The sequence below is a fragment of the Hymenobacter terrenus genome, from assembly GCF_000972495.1.
Lineage (GTDB): Bacteria > Bacteroidota > Bacteroidia > Cytophagales > Hymenobacteraceae > Hymenobacter > Hymenobacter terrenus.
Genome location: NZ_LATM01000005.1, coordinates 96,618 through 119,831 on the forward strand (window position 1 = coordinate 96,618; position 23,214 = coordinate 119,831).

17 protein-coding genes are annotated in these 23,214 nt (G+C 57.6%); 6 read left to right on the plus strand and 11 right to left on the minus strand.

The genetic code is table 11. The features are described 5' to 3' along the window. The first annotated feature begins 61 nt into the window (after positions 1-61). From WX88_RS09720 to WX88_RS09730, 3 genes are all read left to right on the plus strand, one after another. Entirely contained in the window at positions 62-421 is a 360-nt protein-coding gene (locus WX88_RS09720; protein ID WP_046244171.1) for a winged helix-turn-helix domain-containing protein, read from the plus strand. Between the two features lie 57 nt (positions 422-478). After that, positions 479-964 carry a hypothetical protein gene (locus tag WX88_RS09725; protein ID WP_052732533.1) on the plus strand — a complete coding sequence of 162 codons (486 nt, stop codon included), beginning with the start codon at positions 479-481 and terminating at the stop codon, positions 962-964. Positions 965-1,049: 85 nt separating this feature from the next. Next, complete coding sequence (locus WX88_RS09730) at positions 1,050-3,668, plus strand: TonB-dependent receptor (protein ID WP_082115947.1); 2,619 nt, start codon at positions 1,050-1,052, stop codon at positions 3,666-3,668. 104 nt (positions 3,669-3,772) lie between these two features. On the opposite strand, the gene WX88_RS31975 is transcribed toward WX88_RS09730, so the two are convergent. After that, positions 3,773-5,365 (minus strand): OmpA family protein, encoded by a 1,593-nt coding sequence (locus WX88_RS31975; RefSeq protein WP_077068273.1) that lies wholly within the window; start codon positions 5,363-5,365, stop codon positions 3,773-3,775. Positions 5,366-5,554: 189 nt separating this feature from the next. Further along, a complete protein-coding gene (locus tag WX88_RS09740; RefSeq protein ID WP_046244173.1) occupies positions 5,555-6,271 on the minus strand; it encodes a pirin family protein in 717 nt (238 codons plus the stop codon). Between the two features lie 125 nt (positions 6,272-6,396). Here WX88_RS09740 and WX88_RS09745 point away from each other — a divergent pair, with 125 nt between their 5' ends. Next, on the plus strand, positions 6,397-6,741 hold the full coding sequence (locus WX88_RS09745; RefSeq protein WP_046244174.1) for a winged helix-turn-helix transcriptional regulator: 345 nt from the start codon (positions 6,397-6,399) through the stop codon (positions 6,739-6,741). A gap of 168 nt (positions 6,742-6,909) precedes the next feature. On the opposite strand, the gene nuoL is transcribed toward WX88_RS09745, so the two are convergent. Continuing rightward, positions 6,910-8,862 carry an NADH-quinone oxidoreductase subunit L gene (nuoL, locus tag WX88_RS09750; RefSeq protein WP_046244175.1) on the minus strand — a complete coding sequence of 651 codons (1,953 nt, stop codon included), beginning with the start codon at positions 8,860-8,862 and terminating at the stop codon, positions 6,910-6,912. Between the two features lie 81 nt (positions 8,863-8,943). Continuing rightward, positions 8,944-9,276 carry an NADH-quinone oxidoreductase subunit NuoK gene (gene nuoK, locus WX88_RS09755; protein ID WP_046244176.1) on the minus strand — a complete coding sequence of 111 codons (333 nt, stop codon included), beginning with the start codon at positions 9,274-9,276 and terminating at the stop codon, positions 8,944-8,946. A 244-nt stretch (positions 9,277-9,520) separates the two neighbouring features. Between nuoK and WX88_RS09760 the strand changes: the two genes are divergently transcribed. After that, positions 9,521-10,129, plus strand: coding sequence for an RNA polymerase sigma factor (locus tag WX88_RS09760; RefSeq protein WP_082115963.1), 609 nt, complete (start codon positions 9,521-9,523; stop codon positions 10,127-10,129). A 142-nt stretch (positions 10,130-10,271) separates the two neighbouring features. Continuing rightward, positions 10,272-10,649: a hypothetical protein gene (locus WX88_RS09765; RefSeq protein WP_052732535.1), complete on the plus strand. Its 378-nt coding sequence runs from the start codon at positions 10,272-10,274 to the stop codon at positions 10,647-10,649. A 282-nt stretch (positions 10,650-10,931) separates the two neighbouring features. On the opposite strand, the gene WX88_RS09770 is transcribed toward WX88_RS09765, so the two are convergent. The 7 genes from WX88_RS09770 to WX88_RS09800 form a co-directional block, all read right to left on the minus strand. Beyond that, positions 10,932-14,615: an ABC transporter permease/M1 family aminopeptidase gene (locus WX88_RS09770; RefSeq protein WP_046244178.1), complete on the minus strand. Its 3,684-nt coding sequence runs from the start codon at positions 14,613-14,615 to the stop codon at positions 10,932-10,934. A 66-nt stretch (positions 14,616-14,681) separates the two neighbouring features. Further along, positions 14,682-15,584 (minus strand): ABC transporter ATP-binding protein, encoded by a 903-nt coding sequence (locus tag WX88_RS09775; RefSeq protein ID WP_046244179.1) that lies wholly within the window; start codon positions 15,582-15,584, stop codon positions 14,682-14,684. A 191-nt stretch (positions 15,585-15,775) separates the two neighbouring features. Further along, complete coding sequence (locus WX88_RS09780) at positions 15,776-16,228, minus strand: hypothetical protein (protein ID WP_156176044.1); 453 nt, start codon at positions 16,226-16,228, stop codon at positions 15,776-15,778. 332 nt (positions 16,229-16,560) lie between these two features. Continuing rightward, entirely contained in the window at positions 16,561-17,712 is a 1,152-nt protein-coding gene (locus WX88_RS09785) for a site-2 protease family protein (protein ID WP_046244181.1), read from the minus strand. Positions 17,713-17,832: 120 nt separating this feature from the next. Then, on the minus strand, positions 17,833-18,921 hold the full coding sequence (locus tag WX88_RS09790) for a WD40/YVTN/BNR-like repeat-containing protein (protein WP_046244182.1): 1,089 nt from the start codon (positions 18,919-18,921) through the stop codon (positions 17,833-17,835). A gap of 337 nt (positions 18,922-19,258) precedes the next feature. Then, positions 19,259-21,289, minus strand: a complete 2,031-nt coding sequence (locus WX88_RS09795; protein ID WP_052732536.1) for a S8 family serine peptidase — start codon at positions 21,287-21,289, stop codon at positions 19,259-19,261. A 596-nt stretch (positions 21,290-21,885) separates the two neighbouring features. Beyond that, positions 21,886-23,115 carry a carboxypeptidase-like regulatory domain-containing protein gene (locus WX88_RS09800; RefSeq protein WP_046244183.1) on the minus strand — a complete coding sequence of 410 codons (1,230 nt, stop codon included), beginning with the start codon at positions 23,113-23,115 and terminating at the stop codon, positions 21,886-21,888. Between the last annotated feature and the right edge of the window lie 99 nt (positions 23,116-23,214).

Below are 23,214 nucleotides of genomic sequence, written 5' to 3' on the forward strand. Positions count from 1 at the left end.
GCTTTTACCTAGGCCCAACGCGGAGCGAAGGCTCCGCGCTACTTTGCGCTATACTTGCTGCATGAAAAGTCTGCTCCTTCCCACCAAAACCTATCGCCTCAATGGCCGCGTCTGGCTCGAAACCGAGGATGGTCGCTTTCTCGGTTTCGGTCGGCTGGAACTGCTGGAACACATTGCCGCTTTGGGCTCTATCACAAAAGCAGCGCAGGCCATGGGCATGTCCTACAAGCGAGCCTGGGATTTGGTGAGCTCCATGAACGGCCAAGCTACCACCCCACTGGTAAGCACTCAAACCGGGGGCCCGCGCGGTGGCGGCGCGACAGTAACTGCAGTTGGCCACGCGGCCATCGCCGATTTCCGGAGACTACAAGAACGTTTTCAAGCCTTTATGGCCGCTGAGACGCAGGCAATCAACGCGTAACGCTCAAACGAGGACTCGTTATATCTTTGTGAATATAACGCTACCTGCCTCGCTTCGATGTCTCTCACTCCTGCTTCCAGCTGGCCTATCCGCTTCTGCCTGCTTTATCTGGCGGCTTTGCTGAGTGTGGCGCTTGCCGCTAAAGCCCAAACGCCCACAGTGGCCGGGGTGCAAGTGAGCGGCGTCGGACTCGCCAAAACCGTTCGAATAAATCCCGCCGAGCTGGCTAAGCTGCCGCGCCGACAAGTCGCCCGGCCCGACCACGGCGGGAAGCCCCGCACTTATTCCGGCGTGGCCCTCTACGACGTGCTGACCGCCGTTGGGGCCGAGCTTGGCTCGAAACTACCGGGCAAAGGCATGGCGCACTACCTGCTCGCAAGCGCCGCCGACGGCTACCACGCCGTGTTTGCTCTGGCTGAGTTGGACCCCGGCTTTGCCACCCACACCATCGTGCTGGCTGACCGCTGCGACGGCCAACCTCGGCCCGCCACGGCTGGCCCCTACCAAATCATTGTGCCCGACGAAAAGAAAATGGGCCGGTGAGTACGCCAGGTGCAAACCCTGCGCGTGGTAGCCGCCCAGCCCTGAAGCTGGGAGTTTAATGGTTTATCATCAATCATTCCCGATTATGCTGCCACGGCTACTCACGCGCACATTTCTCCCACTGTCTCCGGCAATTTTGGGGGCGCTCACCGCCCACGGCCAGACTGTGGCGCCCCCCGACACGACCCGCCAAAAAGTGGATTTAGAAGAAGTCGTTGTATCGGCTTCCAAGGTTGAGGAAAGCTTTTTGCAATCGCCGGTGACGGTAGAGAAGCTTAATGCCCGGGCCCTACGGCTCACGCCGGCGCCGTCGTTTTTCGATGCCATCGAGCACCTCAAGGGCGTGCAAGTGATTACCAGCAGCCTGGCTTTTAAAGTCATCAACGCCCGCGGCTTCACCAATACTACCAATGTGCGCTTCGCCCAACTCGTGGACGGCATTGATAACCAGGCACCGCACATCGGTGGGCCCATTGGGAATGCTTTGGGGCCGAGTGATTTAGATATTAGCTCGGTGGAAATTGTGCCGGGCACGGCCGCCGCGCTCTACGGGCTCAATGCTATCAATGGCCTGGCTAATCTTCAAACGAAAAACCCTTTCACCTCGGAGGGCCTGACAGTGCAGCAAAAAACCGGCGTCAACCACGTCGGCGGCCCCAACAGTGCGGCCAAGCTCTTCTCCGAAACCAGCCTCCGCTACGCTAAAATTCTGGCGCCAAAGCTAGCGGTTAAAGTCAACGGCAGCTACCTGCGCGGCTACGACTGGGTAGCCAACGACCAGACCGACATCAACCCCAACGGCAACGCCAATACTGGCTTGTTTGGAGCCGCCAACCCTGCCCGCGACCCCGTGAACAGCTACGGCAACGAGTCGTCGAACCGCAGCACATTGAGCCTGGGGGGCAAAAACTACCAGGTGGCACGCACCGGCTACGACGAGCAACACATAGTCGACTATCACCTGCGCACCCTCAAGGCCGACGCTGCGTTGCACTACAAGCTGGCTCCCGGCACTGAGTTGGCTTATACCTACCGCATGGCGGGTTTCGACAACGTGTACCAGCGCTCCAACCGCTTTCAGCTGCAGGGTTACCACTTGCGGCAGCACGCTCTGCAACTCACCAATTCCGTGGTGCAGGTGCGGGCCTATTTCACCCGGGAAAATACCGGCCAGAGCTACAACCTACGCTCGGCCGCCGAGAACATTGACCGCGGTTTCAAGCCCGATGCGGTGTGGAACCGCGACTACACCACGGCTTGGAATGCGGCTACCCAGTCCGGCCAAACCGTGGCGCAGGCCCACGCCACCGCCCGCACCACCGCCGACGCCGGCCGCCCGCAGCCCGGCACGCCCCAGTTTCGGAAACAGTTGGCGGCCGTGCAGAACATCAATAACTGGGACGTGGGCGCGGCCCTGCGCGTGCGTGCCAATTTGGTACATGCCGAGGGCCAGATCAATATTACCGAGGCCCTGCGCCGAGGCGGCCAGAGCTGGCTCCCGGGCAACGTTGACCTGCTGGCCGGCGCCGACCACCGCACCTACATCGTGGTACCGGATGGCAATTACTTCATTAATCCCGAAAAAGGCCAGGACCCGTTCAGCAACCTGACCTACGGCAAAACCGGTGGCTTCCTGCAAGCCAGCGCCCGGTTGCTGGCCGAGAAAATCCGCCTTACCGCTACGTTGCGCGCCGACAAAAACGATTATTTCACTACCAGATTCAACCCGCGCTTTACGGCGGTGTACTCGCCCGGGCAGCGCGCCAATTTTCGATTGAGCTACCAGAGCGGCTACCGATTCCCCAGCTTGTTTGAGGGTTTCTCAAACGTCAACAGCGGGCAAGTGAAGCGCATCGGTGGGCTGCGGGTGATGTCGGACGGCGTATTTGAAAATAGCTACTTGCGCACCAGCATCGACGCCTTCGTAGCGGCCAACACGGCTTATATGAATGCCAATACGCCCGCCAACGCCACCGCAACTCAGAGGCATTCTATTCAAAACCAAGCTATTGCCCAGAACAAACGCTTGCTGGTGAAAAATCCCTACACCTATCTTAACCCCGAGCGTATCACCTCGCTGGAGCTGGGCTATAAAGCGGTGCTGCTGCCCGACGGCCGGCTGCTGGTCGATGTTGATTTCTACTATAATACCTACCGCGACTTCATTGCCCAGGTCGAAGCCTATGTACCCAAAACCCTGAACCCTGATTCCTCGGCTATCTACCTCAACAGCAGAACCACCCAAAACCGCTACCGCCTCTGGACCAACGCCCAGAGCAAGGTGTACAACTACGGGGGCTCGCTCGGCCTGCGCTACGAACTCGCGGGCGGCTATCTGGTCGGCGCTAACACCACCTGCACCCGCCTCGACCGCACCGAAAACAGTGACGGCCTCGAAGATGGCTTCAACACCCCACGCTGGGCCTATAACCTGAGCCTGGACAATGAAAACGCCTATCGCAACTTCGGCTTCGGCCTCAATTACCGCTGGCAGAAAGGCTACTATTCCCAAACCTTCCTCGTGAGTGGCAACGTGGCCGCCTACGGCACCCTTGATGCCCAGCTCAGCTATGCCGTGCCGACGCCCAATTTGCGCATCAAGTTAGGTGCCAGCAATGTGCTGAACCAGTATTACGTGTCGTACCTCGGCGGGCCCAGCGTGGGCGGGTTGTATTACTTGGCCGTCACATATTCGGTGTTGTAGGGCACCTGTGGGTTTACGCATCAGCACGCTTCACGTGTTCACAAAAAAGGCCCGCTCTCATCGAGCGGGCCTTTTTCTTGCTTAGCGCTTGCCGCGTGGGCGGCCTACTTGCGCTTGGCCGGTGCCTTTTTGGCCGGCGCCTTGCGGGCGGGGGCTTTCTTGGCGGGAGCCTTTTTCACCGGGGCGGCTTTCACCGGCTCGGGGGCGATGGTCGGGGCTGCACCATACTTCACTTCGGCGGCGTTGGGGTCGCCGGTGAGGTAGAGGTCGAACTCGACGCGGCGGTTTTGGGCCTGGCCAGCAGCCGTGGCATTGTCGGCAATCGGCTTGGTTTCGCCGAAGCCATGCGACACGATGCGCTCGGCGGGCACCGCTTGGCTCAGCATGTAGGTACGAGCCGAAGCAGCACGGTCATCCGAAAGGCGCAGGTTATAATTGTCGGCGCCTTTGCTATCGGTGTGGCCGGCAATGCTCAGCGTGTAGTCGGGGTACTCGGCCATCACGGCGGCGAGGTCCTTCAACGTAGGGTACGAGCTGGGTAGCAGTACGGCCTTGTTGAACTCGAAATTGATGAACTTGGTCGCTTCCGATAGGCGCTTCTTGGTTTCGGCTTTCACCTCGGGGCAGCCTTTGTTCGAAGCGGGACCGGGGCGGTCGGGGCAACGGTCCTGGTAGTCCGGCACGCCGTCGGCGTCCTTATCCAAGGGGCAGCCACTGGCATCGACGGCCACGCCAGCGGGGGTACCGGGGCATTTGTCGTTTTGGTCAATTACAGCGTCGCCATCAGCGTCGGGGCAGCCGCCCAGCTCGGCCTTGCCGGGTGTATCGGGGCATTTGTCATCCGCGTCACGAACACCGTCGCCATCGCGGTCGGGGCAGCCTTCCAGTGCTACCACACCTTTCTCGTCGGGGCACTTGTCTTGGTAGTCCGGCACGGTATCGCCGTCTTTATCGAGCGGGCAACCAGTGGGGTCTACAGCTACGCCGGCGGGCGTGCCAGGACACTTGTCTTTCTTGTCAGACACGCCGTCCTTGTCTTCGTCCTTCATTTTGCCGAAGGCAAACGTCAGGCCCGCAGAGTGTTGCAGATATCGGTCGTCAATGCGATTTTCGTCACGAACGAGGTCACCGTCAATGTTTGCACCAAATGGAATGTGCTGCCCAGTCTGAATGAAAAGGCCAACCCCGTCGCTAAGACGGAAATTGATGCCAGCGGCGCCGAACAGGTCGAAAGCCGTAGAATTTCTATCGGAAGTAACACCCCGATATGTAGATTCCCGGCTCAGGTAAGCTAGGCCCGGTGCTATGGTCAGGTAGGGCTGAATTACGGCATCTTCCTTCAGCGCCCAACCGTTATTCAGCTTCAGTTTGAAGGCTAAATTGCCATGCACCACGTTAGTTTTGAATACGTTTTGTGCATTCGTGGGTTGATTACCTTTCAGTTCGGCGTAGCCAAACTGCAGGCCCAAGTCGAGGCCAGACGTGAGGTAGCGGTTGAAGGAGATACCGGGGCCGCCGTTGGTGTTGGACCAGTCCCAGAAATAAGAGCCATAGTTGCCCTTATATTGGTAGCCGCTGCCAAAGAGGCTGATGGCTGTTTTTTTATCGGGGGTTTGGGCCTGCGAGTGCGGGGCAGCCATGCCGAGCATTACCGCACCCAACGCGAGACTACGCAGGAGTTGAGGTTTTAAGTGCATAATAGTGGGATGTAAAAGAGGCGTGAATCCGCCGCTGGCCGTTCAGCTAGCGACGGATGTGCTGCTATACCCCATCTATCTAAAAAAGTTGCTATATCTGCAAAGCAGGCTTGCAAAGCGCACAAATAAAATTATTGATAATCAGGTAATAATGACATAAAAAAAGAGGTGCTTTATATGTCCTCCTTGCTAACCTAACATCGGTACTTCCATTAGCAAAAGCTGAGCCGTAGCATCGGCTTTGATGGTCAGTTTCTCAACTTCCCACAAGCCCAGACCATCGCGCCGATGCAACGCCTGCTCGTTGATTGTCACGTTGCCCTCCAACACAAAGGCGTATACGCCGTTGCCAGCTTGTTTCAAAGCGTACTCCAGGCTCACGCCGGCATCTAAGTCAGTCAGATGAAACCAGGCGTCCTGGTGAATCCATACGCCTTCGTCGTCGGGTGAAGGTGACAATACTTGCTGCAGTTTGTTGCGCCGGTCTTCGGCCTTAAAGCTTTGTTGAGCGTAGCGCGGAGCCACATTGCGCTGGTTAGGGAACACCCAGATTTGTAGAAATTTCACCTCCTTATCAGGATTGTGATTTTTCTCGCTGTGGGCGATGCCCGTGCCAGCGCTCATCACCTGCACGTCGCCCTCGCGGATGACGGCCTGGCGGCCCGTGCTGTCCTGGTGCTCCAAATCGCCGAACAAGGGAATAGAGATGATTTCCATATTGTCGTGCGGGTGCTTACCGAAGCCCATGCCGCCAGCCACGGTATCGTCGTTCAGCACGCGCAACGCGCCAAAGTGCATCCGGTCGGAGCTGTGGTAGCCGGCAAAGCTGAACGTGTGGTAAGAATTAAGCCAACCATGGTTGGCGTGCCCGCGAGTATCGGCGCGGTGCAGAACGGATTGAGGCATGTCAGATTGTGTTTATTTAAATTTCTTAGCAAAGGTCCCACCGTCGGTATACATTTGCAAGTAGTTACACCGATGTATACTAGAGACGCACGTGTAATCTTTGCTCATACCCAAGCATATAAATTATGTCCGCCAAGAAAGAAAAGCCCGTTTTGGACTGTCCGTTCCGCGAAACGCTAGATGTACTAGAGGGAAAATGGAAGTTTGCCATCATCCACAGCCTGTTGCAGCACGGCACTTTGCGCTTCAAAAACCTGGAGCGCGACGTGGCGGGCATCACCGCCCGCATGCTCATTAAGGAGCTGAAACTACTGGAAGCACACGGCATCGTGACCCGCCGCCCCTACCCCACTGTGCCCCCCACCGTAGAGTATAGTCTTACCGAATGCGGCCAGTCATTAGAGCCTGTGATTGACGCCATTCAGGCCTGGGGCATCCAGAACCGGGCGGTGCTGGCGGCCAGGCGATAAAAGTCTTGGCGCAAGCGCCTAATGGGCGAAATCTCACGTGTCTTCCATAGAGTGAGCCTCCCTTGGTGAAGAAATGAGAAGCAGCGGTTAATTTACTAGTCTATTTATAACGTTAAAAAGCCTCACTGCTTGATGCAATGAGGCTTTTTTGATATCCGGTAAAAGGTGCTAGAAACGCCCGAAGTTCAGGCCAAGAATCAGCACGATGCCGATTACCATTAGAATCAGGTAGGTTTCCACGGCGCCGGTTTGCACGTAGCGTAATAGTTGGCCACCGCCGTTCACGATGCGACCGAAACCACCGACGACGGGGTTGATAATGCCGTTTTCAACAAACTTGAACAAGCCGTTGGACAGCCACATAATGGGCTGCGTGAACAGCGCATTATATAGCTCGTCAATGTAGTATTTGTGGTACACTAGGCTCTCGGGGGCCGAACGCTGGGCCTCGTCTTCGGCCGGGCGCTGAGCGCGGGCCACATACTGCACGTAGGCCAGAATAATGCCCAGTAAGCCCGCGGCCACCGATAGGCCCATGAGCATCAGTTCGGTATTGTGGTCGGGCTCGGCATTGAAGGCGGCCGGTAAGATGCCCCGAGAATAGGTGAAAATCGGGGCCAAATATTCGGCCAAGTAGTGGTGGCCGCCGGTGAACATCGGTGCGCCCATGAAGCCACCGACGGCAGCCAGAATAGCCAACACAATCAGCGGCAGCGTCATCGACGCGGGCGACTCGTGCAGGTGGTGCTTCTGCTCCTCGGTGCCGCGGAACTCCCCGAAGAAGGCCAGGAACAGTAGCCGGAACATGTAAAAGGCCGTAAGGAATGCCGTGAGCAAGCCCATGGCCCACAACAATTTGTTGTGCTCATAGGCGTGGCTCAGGATTTCGTCTTTGGAGAAAAAGCCCGAGAACGGCGGAATGCCCGAAATGGCTAGGCAGCCGATGAGAAATGTGAGGAAGGTAATGGGCAAGGCTTTACGCAGGCCACCCATGCGGCGCAGGTCCTGCTCGTTGCTCATGGCGTGAATAACTGAGCCGGCCCCTAGGAACATCAGCGCCTTGAAGAAGGCGTGGGTGAGAACGTGGAACAAAGCCGTAGAATAGCCCATCACACCCAGGGCCAAAAACATATAACCTAGCTGCGACACCGTGGAGTAAGCCAGCACTTTCTTGATATCGTTCTGCGCCAACCCGATAGTGGCGGCAAACAAAGCCGTAGCCACTCCCACAATGGCCACTACTTGCAACGTCTCAGGCGCGAGGGTAAACAGCACGTTGGCCCGCAGCACCATGTAGATGCCGGCCGTGACCATGGTAGCCGCGTGGATTAGGGCCGAAACCGGCGTGGGGCCGGCCATGGCATCGGGCAGCCAGGTGTAGAGCGGCAGTTGAGCTGACTTACCCATGGCACCGACAAACAGCAGCAAGGTAATAGCCGTGCAGATGCCGACACTATAGGTCCCAAACTCGCCGAGTGAGGCTTTCTGGAACACCTCAGCGTACTGCACTGAATTGAATGTGAGATAGATGAGAAAGATACCCAGCAGAAAACCCAGGTCACCGATGCGGTTGATGATAAAGGCTTTTTTGGCGGCGTTGTTGTAGTTGGTGTTCTTGTTCCAGAAGCCGATGAGCAGGTAGGAGCACAAGCCCACACCTTCCCAGCCGATGAACAAGATAACAAAGTTGGAACCCAGCACCAACAGCAGCATGCTGAAGATAAACAGGTTCAGAAAGCTAAAGAACTTGCCCACGTTCTCGTCGTGGTGCATATAGCCGATGCTGTAGACGTGAATGAGGAAGCCGACGCCGGTAACCAGCAGCAGCATAATCAGGCTGAGTTGATCAATCTGGTACTGGAAGGGAATTTGCAGCGAGCCGACCGTAATCCAGTCGAAGAGCTGCACGGTGTACTGGTACTGAAAATTCAGGAACAGCATCACCGAAATTAGGAACGAACCCAGGACGGTGACGCTGCCAATTAGTCCGGCCACAGTGCCGGAAAGCTTCCTGTTCAGCAGCCCATTCAGCAAAAAGCCCAAAAAGGGCAACAGCGGAATCAGTACGTAGAGTATCGTAGGATAGGGGGCGCTAGCGCTGGGGAGAACGGTTTCTTGCATGCGGGTTAGTGCTTGGTGCTTGGTGCCGGGTGCTTGGTGTCGGGGTCTCAGTACTGTAAGACCCCGACACCAAGCACTGAATTACCACTTCAACCGGCTAAGCAGATTGACGTCGGTGGTCTGGAAGTTGCGATAAATCATGACGATAATGCCCAGGCCCACCGAGACTTCGGCGGCGGCCACGGCCATGATGAAAAACACGAAAACCTGGCCGTTGGGGTCGGCGCGGTAGGCCGAAAAGGCTGTCAGGAGGATATTCACGGCATTGAGCATCAGCTCTACGCACATGAAAATGATGATGGCATTGCGCCGCACCAGCACGCCCGTGACGCCGATGGCGAACAGAGCCGAGGCGAAAAAAACGTAATACTGCAGCGGAACGGTGCGGATGACTTGGGGGATGGTTTGGTCCATGCGAGGCAACAACGAAAAAGCGGGTGGGGAAGCCCGGCTGCGATTAAGTAGGCAAAGGTATCCTGAAAAACGAAAAAATGGGGCTGAATTTCCGTGGCGTGCACCGTAGCACGAAATTTGTGGCCCACAATGCCACGTGAGTAGGCCCTGCTATCAGCCGGGCCGGGCCAGGACTATTCAGTCTGGGCTACAAAAGTTAAAGTAATTTAGATGAGCCAGCGTCTGCTTGTTCAGAATGAAAACCATGGCTCTTTCGCTCCCCTCCTCTTTTGCTCCGGCTCCGATGACGGCTAGTCAGCAGGACCGCCAGATTGCCGACGCCGTGCGGCAGCAGCGGCCCCGGCTCTTGCAGTTCATCCGGCGCCGCATCCCCGACGAAGCAGAGGCCGAAGACCTCCTGCAAGACGTCTTCGCCGAACTCGTTGAAAGCTACCGGCTGCTTAAGCCCGTAGAACAGGCCGCGGCCTGGCTCTTCCGGGTGGCCCGCAACCGCATCACCGACCTCTACCGCCGCAAGCGGCCGGTGAGCTTAGAAGCGGCTTTTGGCGCGGCTGAAGCGTCCGACGACGGCGAAGGCCTGCTGCTGGCCGACCTGCTGCCAGCCCCCGACGACTCACCCGAAAACCGCCTGCTGCGCGAAACGCTCATGGACGCGCTTTCTGAAGCGCTGGCCGAACTACCGGCTGCTCAGCGTCAGGTATTTGTGTGGCATGAGCTGGAAGACAAAACCTTCCGTGAAATGGAGGAAGAAACCGGCGTACCCCTCAAAACGCTGATTTCGCGTAAGCACTACGCTGTGCTGCACCTTCGCAAACGGCTACAGAAGCTGTACACCGAGTTATTCACCGATTGATTTCTTGGTGTGCCGCGGTGCTAATTAGGAAGATGTAAAGGTAAATTGCACGGTGAATATGTTCCACCGTTGCAAATACTTTTCCTTAATCTACCTGTAGTTAGCGTTCACATCATTACATCTCCTCATTCATTTAAGAATTATGGACCGTAAATTCTGGCTGCTTCGCGGCCTCCGCTTTTTTATTTTTGCAGCGCTATTCGTCATTGCCGCCATTTTCACCACCCAAGCACTCTGGAATTGGCTGATGCCCGAACTGTTCCACTTACCCCAGATTGGTTTAGGGCAGACACTGGGCTTGCTTATCCTCAGCCGTATTTTACTGGGTAGCTTCCGGGGCGGACGGCCCGGCGGCTGGGCCCGGCGCCGCAAGGCCTGGCAGCAACGCATGGCCGGCCGCATGGAGCACCTTAGCCCCGAGGCCCGCGAAAAATTTCGCCAGCAGATGAAGAGCCGGTGCAACATGGGTTGGATGCGCCAACCCGAAACGACCGAATCCACTGCGCAGCAACCCGCATAAGAACGGCCCATCTCGCCAATAAAAGCGTGTAGTATCTTCCGATTACCACTCGCTCACAGCGGAGTGGACAGCAACATTAGTTATTCAAGCAAATAAAAACGTGGTCCTGCTGAGCGGAGCCGAAGCATCTCGCTCGCATGGTGTAACGATTGAATTACTGCTGCACGCGAAATGCTTCGGCTCCGCTCAGTAGGACGGGCTGATAGGCTTATGATTCACCGCTTCAACTAAAACATAAAAAAATCCCCGGCCGAATGAACCGGGGATTTTTTATGCCTAGTGCTATAGCTTCACATCCTTGGTGTTGTCGTCGAGGTCGCGGTCTACCAGTTCGTGATAGGGGTCCACGGCTACGGTGGCAGGCTTTTGAGCTACAATGAATTGCAGCTTGTTTTCGCCGGCGCGCAGGCGCTGCTTCACGAGCAGCAAAGGCGCGGGAGGGCGCTTGTCTTTGCCGATTTCGGGGAAAATAGCCACCGGAAATTCGTCTTGCTCCTGCGAGGCGGGATGCTGCTGCCCCAGCGAGTCGGCGTAGAACTTAGTGCTTTTGACTGTGAAGCTGACTTGGTAGCGACCATCGGGCAGCTTTTTGGCCGTAGCGGGGGCCGTCACCCGGTTGTCGTAGAGCGTGATGCGGTCGAAAAGGTCCGTTAGCAGGGGTTGCAAAGTGTCGGGAGCGGCCCGGCGGATGTAGCCGATAAACTCGGGTGCATTGGTGTAGGGCGGCGCCTGAAAGGCGACGGCTTTCGCGTAATCGCGCAAGGCGCCGTTCAGGCGGGCCTCCCCCATATAGTCCTGCAGGGCATACATTATTACCGAGCCTTTGCCGTAGTGAATGTATTGCTGGTTTTCGACCAAGGCCAAGGGTACTTCCTTTTTCTTTTCTAAGCTACGGCCTCTGAGGTAGCGGTTCATGTCGAGTTCGAGGAAGCGCTCCATTGCCGTCGCGCCGTAGTGGTGGCGCATCACCATCAGGGCCGAGTATTCGGCCATGCTTTCGGACATGAGCGTGCTGCCCTGCACGTTACTACCGACAACTTGGTGGCCCCACCACTGGTGCGCTACTTCGTGGGCCGACACGTAGAATGGATAGTCCAAATCGTCGGGGTCTTTGTCATCCACGTCGGCCACGAAGCCAATCGCTTCGGAAAACGGCACCGTATTAGGGAAGCTTTGGGCGAAGGTCTGGTAGCGCGGAAACTCCAGAATGCGCAGTTGCCGGTGCTGGTAGGGCGAAAAGTTCTTCGAGCAGTAAGCCAATGCCTCCTTGGCCCCAGCGGCCATGCGCTTAAGGTTGTACTCGTGGCCGGCGTGGTAGTAGATGGTGATGGGAATGGTGCGCTGCCCGGCCGAGTCTATCCACTGGTCGGTGAACTTCTGATAGCGGGCCGACACGTAGGAGTAAAAATTCAGCATCGGCCGGTCCATCTTGTAGGCGAAGTAGCGGCGGCCATCCTTCACCCACTCTTTTTGCAGATAACCAGGCGCGACAGCCGTCTGGTCGGCCTCAGTGCTGACCGTCGTCTCGAAGCGTATCCAATCGGAATCGTTACTGAAATAAGTATTCTGCCGGGCTTTCAGGTCGTTGACTTTAGCCATGCGGGGCTTGGGCTTGAGGCCATAGTCTTTGCGGTCCTGGTCTTCACTCAATTCCTGGTCTTCGCTGTAGCCCAGGCTGGGCAGGTAGCTGTTGTTGATGAAGGTGCCATTATCCACGATGTCGGTGTTGGAGTCGTCGTTGGGGAAGCCGCGCTCCTGATAGTCCACGGTTATGGCCAGGGACAGCGAGTCGCCGGGAGCCAACGGCTTTGCCAACCGGTAGAGGCGGAAGCCCAGTGTGCTGTCGTTGAGGGCGAGCGTGGCCTGGCCCGGTGCCCCGAGGGCCAGCTGGCGCAGGCGCGGGTTGTTCTGCGGTGCTAAATTCACAATAACCGAATCGAGTGCCTCGGCGTGCTTATTCACCAGCATGTAGCGGCCCTGAAAATGCACGGCGCGGGTTTTGGGGTAGATGTCGGTGTTCATCTGCACGGCCACAATGCGTGGCTGCGGCACGTCCTTGAAGCGGCGGTACTGCTGCTCGTAGCTTAGCCGTACCTTTTCCTGCGCTTTGGGTGTCCAGTACTTATTGAGCACATTGGTGTTGTAGAAGATGAACCCACCCGCACCCACGGCCAGCACCAAGCCGGCGCCGGTCGTGGTCAGGTTGCCCAGGCCCCACCGCCGCCGGGCCTCGGCCAGGCGATGGCCGGTGTCGGTGCCGCGCACCCAGAGCAAGTTGGCAATCACCACAAAAAGCAGCGCGATGCCAATCCAGAACAGCTTGGTCCACCAAAATGCGGGCAGGAAGTGGCCGTAGCCGTTCATGTCGGAGTAAGTGCCCGGCACGATGTCGCCCCCGTAGCTGAACAGGCGGTGGGTGAAGCCCAACTGCCCACGGAAAAGGTCGGCCACGTAGTACACTATCATGGCGAAGAAGCCCAGGTACTTGTTATTCACGAGCACTTGCAAGAACATGGCCAGCACGCACATCAGTATTAAATAGGGCAAGCGGTAGAGAAACAGCACCTCCAGATAAAGGCCGATTTCGTAGTGATGATAACCTTTGAATGTTTGGATGATGAGGCCGCTGAGCAGCACTACCACCATCATCAGCGCCTGAACAAGGCAGAGCGCGCTCAGCTTGCTCAGAAAGGGCACCCAACTGGGCACCGGTACGGCGTCGGCAATTTGATTGACGTTGGCGTTACGCTCGCGCCACACCAGCTCACCACTGTAAAAAACGATGATGGCGAACAAGAACAAGGAAAACGCCCCCCGCGACAGGCCTAATACCACGGCCGTAACGGGATAAGTAGTCGTACCAAACGTTTTGCCGGCCTGCGAGGCAGTTGATAGTAGCACAATCACGGCCGCACCGGCAATGGCCGCGAAATACACGTTCCGCACGATGCCGCGAAACTCCAGCTTGGTGAGGCTCCACCACTGGCTGCGGTGCATGCTACTGGTGAACAGTTGCTGGACTTTGGGCAGGCGCAGGCTAGCCAGCGCTCCGCCCAAACCGCCGTTATCGGGCAACGCAGACGTGTCACGGTCGAGGGCCTGCGCCGCTTTTTTCGATTTGCGGGGCGCTTTGTCGGCGGCGAAAGCCGAAAAGCGAAAGCCCGCGTAGCACCAGGCTAGCAGCCCGGCACCCAAGGCTACCCATATGGCGCGGTTCAGCAACACGTAGTCGCTGAGCGGCAGCAGGAGCGTGTTTTTTTCGGCCGAAGTCCAGTAGCGCGTCGTGAGAGTCTGAGCGCCAAGGCCGAACGCATCAAGGGCCGAGGCCAGGTACTCGTCTTTAATATCCACGGTGAAAGCGCTGGAAATAATATAGCCAACGAGCAGCAACACGGCCCCAATGTAGGTGCTGAGAATATTGCGGCTGAGCGTAGCGGCCGTGAAGAAAATGGCCCCCGTGAAAAACAGGTTGGGTAGTACTATCACCAAGAAAGGCCAGAAGTAGGTGCCCACCGGAGCAGAGGCTAGAAAGCGGTCGGATTCGACGCCGGGCAACGTAGCACCCAATGCCGCACCCAGGCCAATACCGCTGAAAACCAGCGCTGCTATCACGTACGCCCCCAGGAAGCGCCCGCCCAAATAGCCCCACTTTGTGATGGGGGTGGTGTAGAACAGCGGGTGGGTGCGGTGCTCAAAGTCGCGATATACCGAGTTACCCATCAGCGAGGAGGCAATGACAACGCCGAATACGCTTATGATACTCACGATGACCGTGATTGAGAAAGGCGAGTTGATTTTATCAGTCTGCCCGTCGCTGCCCAGGCCAATTTGTATGCCCGATCCAAACAGCCCACCGGCCAGCCCCACAAGCAGGTAGCCCATCAGCAATAGCAAGATGAAATAAATCCAGGTAGCCGGTCGCTTGAGACGGTATTTCAGCTCAAAAAGAAAAATAGGAAAGAACATTGTCTTGGAAATTAAAAGCCTGAATTGAAAATCAAAAGGTGCTCCTGCGTTACGCAGAGAGCTTTTTTAGGCCAGAACGGGTCCGTTTTTAATTTTTGACTCGTAGCTTTTAATTTCTGAGAAGTACACGTCTTCCAAATCCGGATTCACCAAGTCAAACCCACTATCCGGAGCCGAATCGGCTAGTACGTGCACCACAGTTTTGCCGGCAAACAGCCGCGAGCTAATCACCTGCTGGCTGGCTTGCAGGGCGGGCAATTCAGCTTTCTCGACCAGCTTGCGCCAGATTTTCCCTTTCAGGTTATTCATCACCGTGAGCGGGTCGCCGGTGAGCAGTACTTCGCCCCGGTTGATGATGGCCATGCTCCGGCAGAGGTCCGAAACGTCGGACACGATGTGGGTGCTGAGGATGACTACCAGGTTTTCGCCAATCTCGCTCAGCAGGTTGTGAAAGCGGTTGCGCTCGGCCGGGTCGAGGCCGGCGGTAGGCTCATCGACGATGATGAGGCGGGGATTGCCGAGCAGGGCCTGCGCGATGCCGAAACGCTGCTTCATACCACCCGAATAGCCGCCCACGTGCTTTTTGCGCACGTCGTAAAGGTTGGTTTGGTGGAGCAGAGATGCCACTATTTCCTTGCGCTCCTTACCATTGGCAATACCTTTGAGCGTGGCAAAGTGGTCGAGCAATTCCTCGGCGCTCACGCTGGGGTACACGCCAAACTCCTGGGGCAAATAGCCCAGCACGCGGCGCACGGCCTCCTTGTTGCGCAGTACGTCGATGTCGTCGAGCTGAATGGAACCAGTATCGGCATCCTGTAAAGTGGCGATGGTACGCATCAGGCTGGATTTGCCCGCGCCGTTGGGGCCCAGCAAGCCAAACATCCCCGTGGGGATGGTGAGGCTAACATTTTTGAGGGCCTGCGTCCCATTCGGGTACGTCTTGGAGAGGTTGGTGATGGTGAGAGCCATGGTTGCAGAAAATAAGGTGAGGTGAAAGTGACGCGAGAAGAATCAGCTGAAAGCTGGCTGGGAGTTATTCGCAAAACAGGGCCGAACATTACAGCTGACCGAAATAGATGCACGTTTTTGGTCGGCGGTTGCCCGAGCACCACAGAATGCGTGAATTCGCACGATACCAGAAATTTACGCTTTGGTTAAGGTCAGAGGCTGACTGGCAGCGTGGCATGGCCATGGGCCGTGGATAAGGTAAATTGCAGGCGGTTGGGCGCGAGCGTAAGGGGCAGCGTGTACGTAAGCTCATGGGAGCCGGCGTCCTGAGTAAACTCGAGGACTGCCCCGGTTTCTCGTCCCTGTAAGTCGTTTATTACCAAGCGCACGGGCTGACGACGGGGCAGCGTGTAGCGCAATGTGACCTGCCGGGTTGCGGGGTTGAGCAAGGCCTCGAAGCCAAAGGTGGCCGGGGCAAGCGTGGCGCCGAGTTGGGGCAGTTGCCAAGTCCGGGCCAGACTACTATTGGTGGTTTTGTCAATCTGTCCCGAGCTGTTCACGGCACTGCCCAGACTCGACTTCACAATCGAACTATCGTCCTGCGTCTGCCCATTGCGCGGAGCATCGGCCAGAGCCTGCCATGCATAGGACTGGGCCTGAAGCATACTGGGCAGCAGGTTCAGTAAAAGAACGAAAGCGGTAGTAAGGCAGAAGTGATAGATGCATAGCATGACGAAGCCAGTTATGATTGAAGTGATTCAATGAATTACTGGCACAAACTAAAGAGCCGAACTAACGCTAAGCCGCCGCTTTTTACACGAGTGCGGCAAAAGGCGGGGCGGGCGCGGGGCTGCTAGCAGGCCTTGGGCTGAATGGTCAGTTAGAGGCGCTGGAAAGAAGTAATTGGAGCAGAAGAGCCGTAGGTCGGCGCACTTGTTTATAAGCGCTTAGAGTCCGGTTGCACCTCGTTGGTCACTGAGGCAGCAAGCGGCAAAAATCAACAATTAGTGTTAGCGGCGGGGTCTGTTTGCCTAGCCCAGCGCACCGTGTCGGCCAGCCACTCGGCGTAGAAGTGGGCACTGCCTTGGTCGAAGCTTTTGGACAGTTCGCACAGAGCCGCTTGGGCCTGAGCGCAGGCACCGTCGACATCGCCAGCTAAACGGGCTATGGCGGCTTGGACGCGCGGCGGCACATCAGCCGGAATGTGGGTCGTAATCTTCGCCTGTGTCAGGAAAGCGCGGGCCGCCGGCAGGTCGTACTCGTAGGCCGCTGCGAAAAATGCTGACTCCAGCCACACGCTGGCTTGTAGCACGGTGGGCACTGGACCTAGCCGGTCACGGTACTCCCGCAGGTAGTAACCGGCCGGCTCAAACTGTCCGGCGTCAAGGGCCGCCAGGTAGAGATAGTGGTACACATAGAGCTTGAACGGCAGTTCATCTGACAGCGCGGCCGCTGCTTCGAGTTGGCTCAGGGGCAGTTTGCGGGGGCGCACCCCGGCCACCGAGCGTGCTAAGGCCGAAATGACAGCCACTTCAAGCTGCCCGGCCGGGCCATCACGCCACAAGTTCAGCACCCGCGCGCCGTCGCTATAAAAACCGCCCGTGTGCATGGGTATCAGTGTGAGCATTGTCAGCAAAGCCGAAATACCGCCGCTAATTCCCAAGCCTAGTCGTAACAGCTTACCTATTTCCGACGTGCCAACCGGTAGCAGCGCCCAGGCCGCCAAGGCCAGCACTGCCCAAGCCAGGCTGCCCAGCGGCCCACCCGCAGCAAAGGCCAGGAAGCGGCGGCGCAGATTGTGGTCGCCGGTAGGTACACTCAGCACCATGCCGCCAGCGGTGTTTAGGTTGGTGTTCCACTCAAAACGCAGACGGCCGTCGCGCTTCTTCCACAACAGCGGCCCCACAGCCAGCCAGTGAAAGGCAAAGCCCTGCATGCGGCCCGCTAGCGCATGGCCTAGTTCGTGCAGCCCCACGGCTACTAGCCAAGCCAGCGGCAGCAGTACCAGCAGTGCGCCGCCCACACGCCAAGGCCCCCAATGGCTATTCGCCGTGACAGTCACGGCATACTTACCCGACAAGCCGCCCACCACCCCACCCGTCCCGAAAAGTACCAGGATTAGCAGGATGCTGCGTATATTTTTCTTCATTGACCTTGATAGGAGTTGAGCAGGAGTATCCATAGCAGTCGCCGCGCTGAAGCAGTGAAGTATCTTTAGCGCGGCAACTACCTCAAGAATTATACAGGCGGTAGATATACTTCGACACGCTTAGGGCTTTACCTGCTTCCCGGCTGGCGCCGCGCTCAACTTGTACACATTCACCCCAATAGCGTAAGCCACATAGCCACCGTCGGGCGTTTTGATGAGGCGAATTTTATTTACTGCGTTGCCAAAATCAACTTTTTCCCAGGTCTGGCCACCATCGCGGGTGCCGAAGCCGTGGGGAGTGGCTCCGACCCAACCGGTTTTTTCATCGGCGAAGCCTACGCCAAATTCCCGCACTTTGGGATTTTTGACCAGCGGTATTTCCTTCCAGGTTTTGCCGCCGTTGGTAGTTTTAGCCACGTAGCGCTGCACCACCAGCGTGTCGGGATTATAGCTCTGAATGGTGACGTAACCCACCTTGCGCGAGGGCCAACTCTGCTTCCAAGTGATTTCGAAGGGCCGCGGGCTTTGGTAGCGCTTCTGCCAGGTCTGGCCGCCGTCGCTCGTGTAGAGGATGAGGGCATTGGACTTCTCCACCGCCATATCGGAGCCGGCGCACAGGAAGCCCTCGCGGGGCGTGAACATCTTAATATCAAGAATGTACTGGGCGCCGAAGGGCCGCAGGTCGCGCGAGGTCCAGGAGTCACCGTTGTCGGGCGAGTGCAGCAGGAAGCCCGGCCCGCCCACCCGGCCGCCGCCGAAAATGTGGTAGCGGTAGTCAATATTCCCGGCGTTGATGAACTGCTCCTTCACCACGTCGAGCGCGCAGAGGCCTTTGATGGTGGGGCCGCTGTACTTTACGGGGTTCCAGCTACGGCCCCCGTCGCGGGTGGCGTAGAGCGGAATGGTATCGGTAACGCCGGGAAAGTACTGGGTGCCGATGTTACCGGCGAAACCGCGTAAGCTGTCGATGAAGGCCACGCAGCGGAAGAAGGTGCCAGGCTTCTCGTACAGCTTCTGCCAGTGCTGGCCGCCGTCGCGGGTGCCGTAGATTTTACCAGCGCCGTTCACGTACCAGCCCTGATTGGGCGTGACGAAGCAAATATCATCCTGCTTGCCGCGGTAAGGGTCGGTGGTTTGTTTTTGCCAGGTTTGGGCCAGCGTGAAAAAAGGGAGCAGAAAAAAGAGCAGCAGGACAAGCAGCGGTTTCATGAATTAAAGTAAAACAGAAGTGAAAAAGGAGCTGACACTAATTCCGATTAGTCAGCTGTTTGTGTAAAGTATGTAGCAGAAAATATCCCTTGGCTTTCTGTTTCAGCGTTGTCGCAAGACCGCGCATCAGCCACCCCAAAACGTGGGTAACAGACTTGGCCTGGTCGCGCCCAGTTATTGCTATTAGCCTCAGCTACTGATAGCTATTTTGACTGAACCACATGCAATTAACCTCAGTATTAAAAATAGTACTGGGTACCATAGCAGGCAACGAGAAGCCCCCTACTATGGTACCCAGACTCAAAAAAGGCTCAAACGGAACCTCGTACTTAGCTGCTTATTGAATCTCCAGTATCTGAGACTTCACCTCGTTATTGGTCTGCACTTTGGCTACATACAGGCCTTTGGGCAAAGCACTAAAGTCCTGAGTGAGCGTCAGCGCCGAGTTGCCTTGGGTGTGGAATACTTCCTTGCCCATGCGGTCTACTACGCTGAGCTTGATGTCCTGCTGAGTCGGCGCCGTAATCTGGAACGTAACCCGACCATTCGTTGGGTTGGGGAAGAGCGATACGAGCAGTGCCAGGTTTTGCTGAATGGGTGCCAGCGGAGCCACCGCATTATCAGCCCGCACGAAACCGAGACCGGTTTTGAAGTCGAACCCTCTATCGAAGTTCGGTGTGAGCGGATTGTCCATGTCCTGAGCCGTGCGCTGCAACAGGCCGCGGATGGCCAGCGGAGGCAGGAAACCGGATGAGGCTTCGATCATCAGCGCGGCCACGGCCGCCACGTGCGGGGCCGCTGCACTAGTACCGAAGAAGTTGGGGAAGCCATCGCGGTCGAAATCAGCGCCAGCAAAGCCGGGGAAGAAAGTCGTGTTCGCGCCATCCGGCCCAGTCAGGTCGGGCTTAGGTAGCACGCGGGGCCCACGCCGGTTGCCTCTTTCATCGAAAAGGCGGGGTGTGCCGCCGAGCGACGAGAAAGACTCGACCACCGGCACGGGCGTATTGGGGTCGAAAACAGGTGTCTGGAAGTAGGCCGCCGCTGCGACGGCCGTGGCCGACTCGGAGTTGGGGTGGCCCACCAGCGTCGGGCTCTTCGTGTCGTACTCCACCGACACTGCCTCGTCGGCGAAGTTGACGTATTTGATTCGAGTAGGGTCTGGACCGGCCACTTTCACAATTGCTATCTGCAAAGTGGCGGCCACGGTGTCATTGTTGGTCACGCCCAAAAACTCAACGGGGTCGCCACCTATATTCTTTTCCGTAGAGGAGAAGATTAGCTGACCGTCGAAGAGCAGATGCAGGTCGAGGTCGGTTTGGGCGCCGCGCACTCCGCTAGCCGAGAAGAACGGGTCGTCCCACTGCAGGGACAGGGTCAGGCTAGCACCGGGCGCCACCGTGATGCTCTGCTGCACATCGCCGGGAGCAAAGCTGTGGGCTTCGCCAGTAATGCCGGGTATTTGGGTACCAGAGTTACGGAATGGAGCCTCATACGATTGCTCGCCTGAGTTGCCAGCGGCCGAAAAGTAAGACGCGCCTTTACGCACCACTTTCTCAATTGCCTGGGCCACGATGCCATTCTGGAAGAAAGGCTCATCCGCGTACCCAACGTCATCGACAATAACCTTGGAGCCGGCTGCCTCTAGGTCGATAATGCCCTGGGCGAAGTCGGCCTGCCCCAGAAAAGCGGTGTAAAAGGCGATGTCTGCCCCGGGGGCTACGTCGTGCACGATTTCGGCCATGCCACGGCCTTCGTCGCTACCCCCTTCGGGTAGGTCTTTAATTACCTGCACGTTGGCAGGCAGGTCTTTGCTGGCCACGCCAGCGGCAGCGCCGCCCAGGTTGTTGTAGCTATCGGAGAGGATGCCCACTTTCACACCCTTTCCGCTCACGCCGAACTTGGTCCGGGCTATGTCGGCACGCAGGGCGCGGTCGCCCTGGCTGGTGGTGATGCCTATTTTCTTGGTAGGCTTATAGGCCGGGCGCATATGTTGCAGCGAGGGCAGGCCTTCGAGCGCCGCGAGGCGGTTCACGGGGAATAGACCCGATACCATTGCGCCGTAAGCCGTGCCTTGGCGCAGGCCCTGGGCGGTCAGGTCGGCCAGCAGCTGCTGGGCGCTAGCCGTGGTAGCAACAGCCTCAACTGCTACGTAGCCATCGTACTGCTGAATGCGGCTGTTGAGCACAAATGGAGAGCCGGCCCCAGCTTTTTTCTGCGGCGCTTGGCCGCGGGCTCCGGTCTGGGTTGTGAGGCTCAATAAGCTGAGCGATACTTTCCCCTTAGGGGCGGTTTGAGCGGCGACCGGGGGCGCCCATACTGCGGCCATGACGAGCAAGCCCGCGACAATGTTTAGATGGTTTTTTTTCATAGTGTGGTTGAGTTTGGGGTGTGATTTGGGAATGAGCAGAAAGAAAAAGTGACTAAAGATGTATTAATCTTCAATCGGTTGCAGATAGCTCCGCATAACTATTTAACTCAAAGATGCTGATTAACCATTGCGTTGGGCACCTGGTTTTACACAAGCGCGGCAAAATGCCAAGTGGACGCGGGAAAGCTGTTTTTTGGTCAGGCAAAAGGTATATCGCCCAACTTCGTGAGCCATTACAGGCGCCCGAGCTTGCGGGAAATTCAGCCGGCTATTAGTGCGAAATTTAGGATGGCCACAGGAGCCCAACCCCTCAACGTAGGCGCATTATGATGCCGGCTTGCCAGAGCAGGCGCCGCGGGGCCCACGGCGCGGCGGGGGCCGGCGCGTCGTTCAGGGCCCCGTAGCACGAAGCCAGTAGTCGGCTGCGCCCAAGCCTCAGCCCGACCAATCCATAAAATCAAAAGCATCACGACACTGTATTTCACAACAGTCAATTGGTTTTTTCACAGAAAAAGAGAGGGAAAATTTGTGAACAGATGGGAAGGGTAACTCCCGCTCCCGAGCAGGCAGGGCGGCCAGACGGCCTGGCACGCAGCTTATTTGGGGGCGGCCAGCTGCGCAATGACGGCTTCCTCGGCCGCGGTGGCGGGCACCACGTTGCCTTCGAGCCAGTAAGAATGCTGGTAGCTGGTTCCTTTTTTATAGAGGGAGCCGCTATGCCGCTCGGCCTTGGGAATGGGCAGGGCCTGGGAATCAAGCGCCAGGTTGCGCACCAGCATCTCACTGATAAAGGCGTACTCCCTCGGCGGCTTACTGCCCGAGGTCAGCCGCAAGCCCAAGTCGAGCCGCACGAAACTGGGATAGAGCCGGCCGTTTAGCTCGTGGTATTCGATGCGCTTGCGGGCGAAAGTGGCCTGCGCCTTAATGATGAGCAGGTTGATGCTTCTCATATCTGCCTGGAGGGCTTCCGGCACTTCACTCTCTACGCTGCGAATGGTCAGCGTCTGGCGGTCGATGCGGACGGTGGCCCGGCGCAGATGAGGATATTCGTGGGTGATGGGCGTGCAGGTTACCACGTAGAAGGGGTTCGCGCCTCCATTGGGGGCCACGGCTTCGCTGATTTCGTACTTATAGAACCGGAACATCGTGCTATCCAGAAACGAAGCCCGCTCCGTTACATCGTAATAGCTGCCGGCCTTTTCGACATCAATGGGCGAAGGCACGGCCTTGCTGGCATCGTCGGGGGCCAGGGGTAGCTCGCCGGCGCGGGATTCCCGCACGCGCACCTGCACTTCGGGGTCGCGGGGGCGGCGCGGGTTGGCCTTGATGTAGTAGTCGACCAGCCCATCGGCAAACTTGGTATACTTGCCGTCGAGGCGGGCAAACTCGCGGTAGTAGCAGCTGAGCACCACCGGGCTGGCCATGCGGGCGGTGGTGGTCCGCACGGCTTTGGCCAGCAGGCTCGTGGGCGAATAAGCCGTCACCTGCACCTCGCGCAGCTGGTATTGCTGCGGCGTGAGCGCCAGGGTTTGCGCCGTGGCGAACAGAGCAGGCTGGAGCCGCAGGCGCAGCGGCGCGTAGCCCAGGCACTGCACTTCCACCGTATCGGCGGTATGGCCGGCCGGCACTTGCAGCCGAAAGGTGCCCTCCGCGTTGGACACCGTGCCGATGCCGGTGTGCCGCAGGCCCAGCGCGGCGTAGGGCAGCGGCGCTTTGGTCTGGGCATCTATCGCGGTGCCGCTCAGCAGCGCGGGTGCTTGGGCCAGGCTGAGAGCCGGCGTGGCGGCCAGCCCAATAGCCAGCAGCATGTTTTTCAATTGGCGCATTTTTATGAAGTTTAGTTACTTATGGGCTCAGAAAAAAGGAGGACAGGTATCCCGTCGTAAACCTATGTTTGCCCGGTTACCATTGCGGCGGCGTTTTAC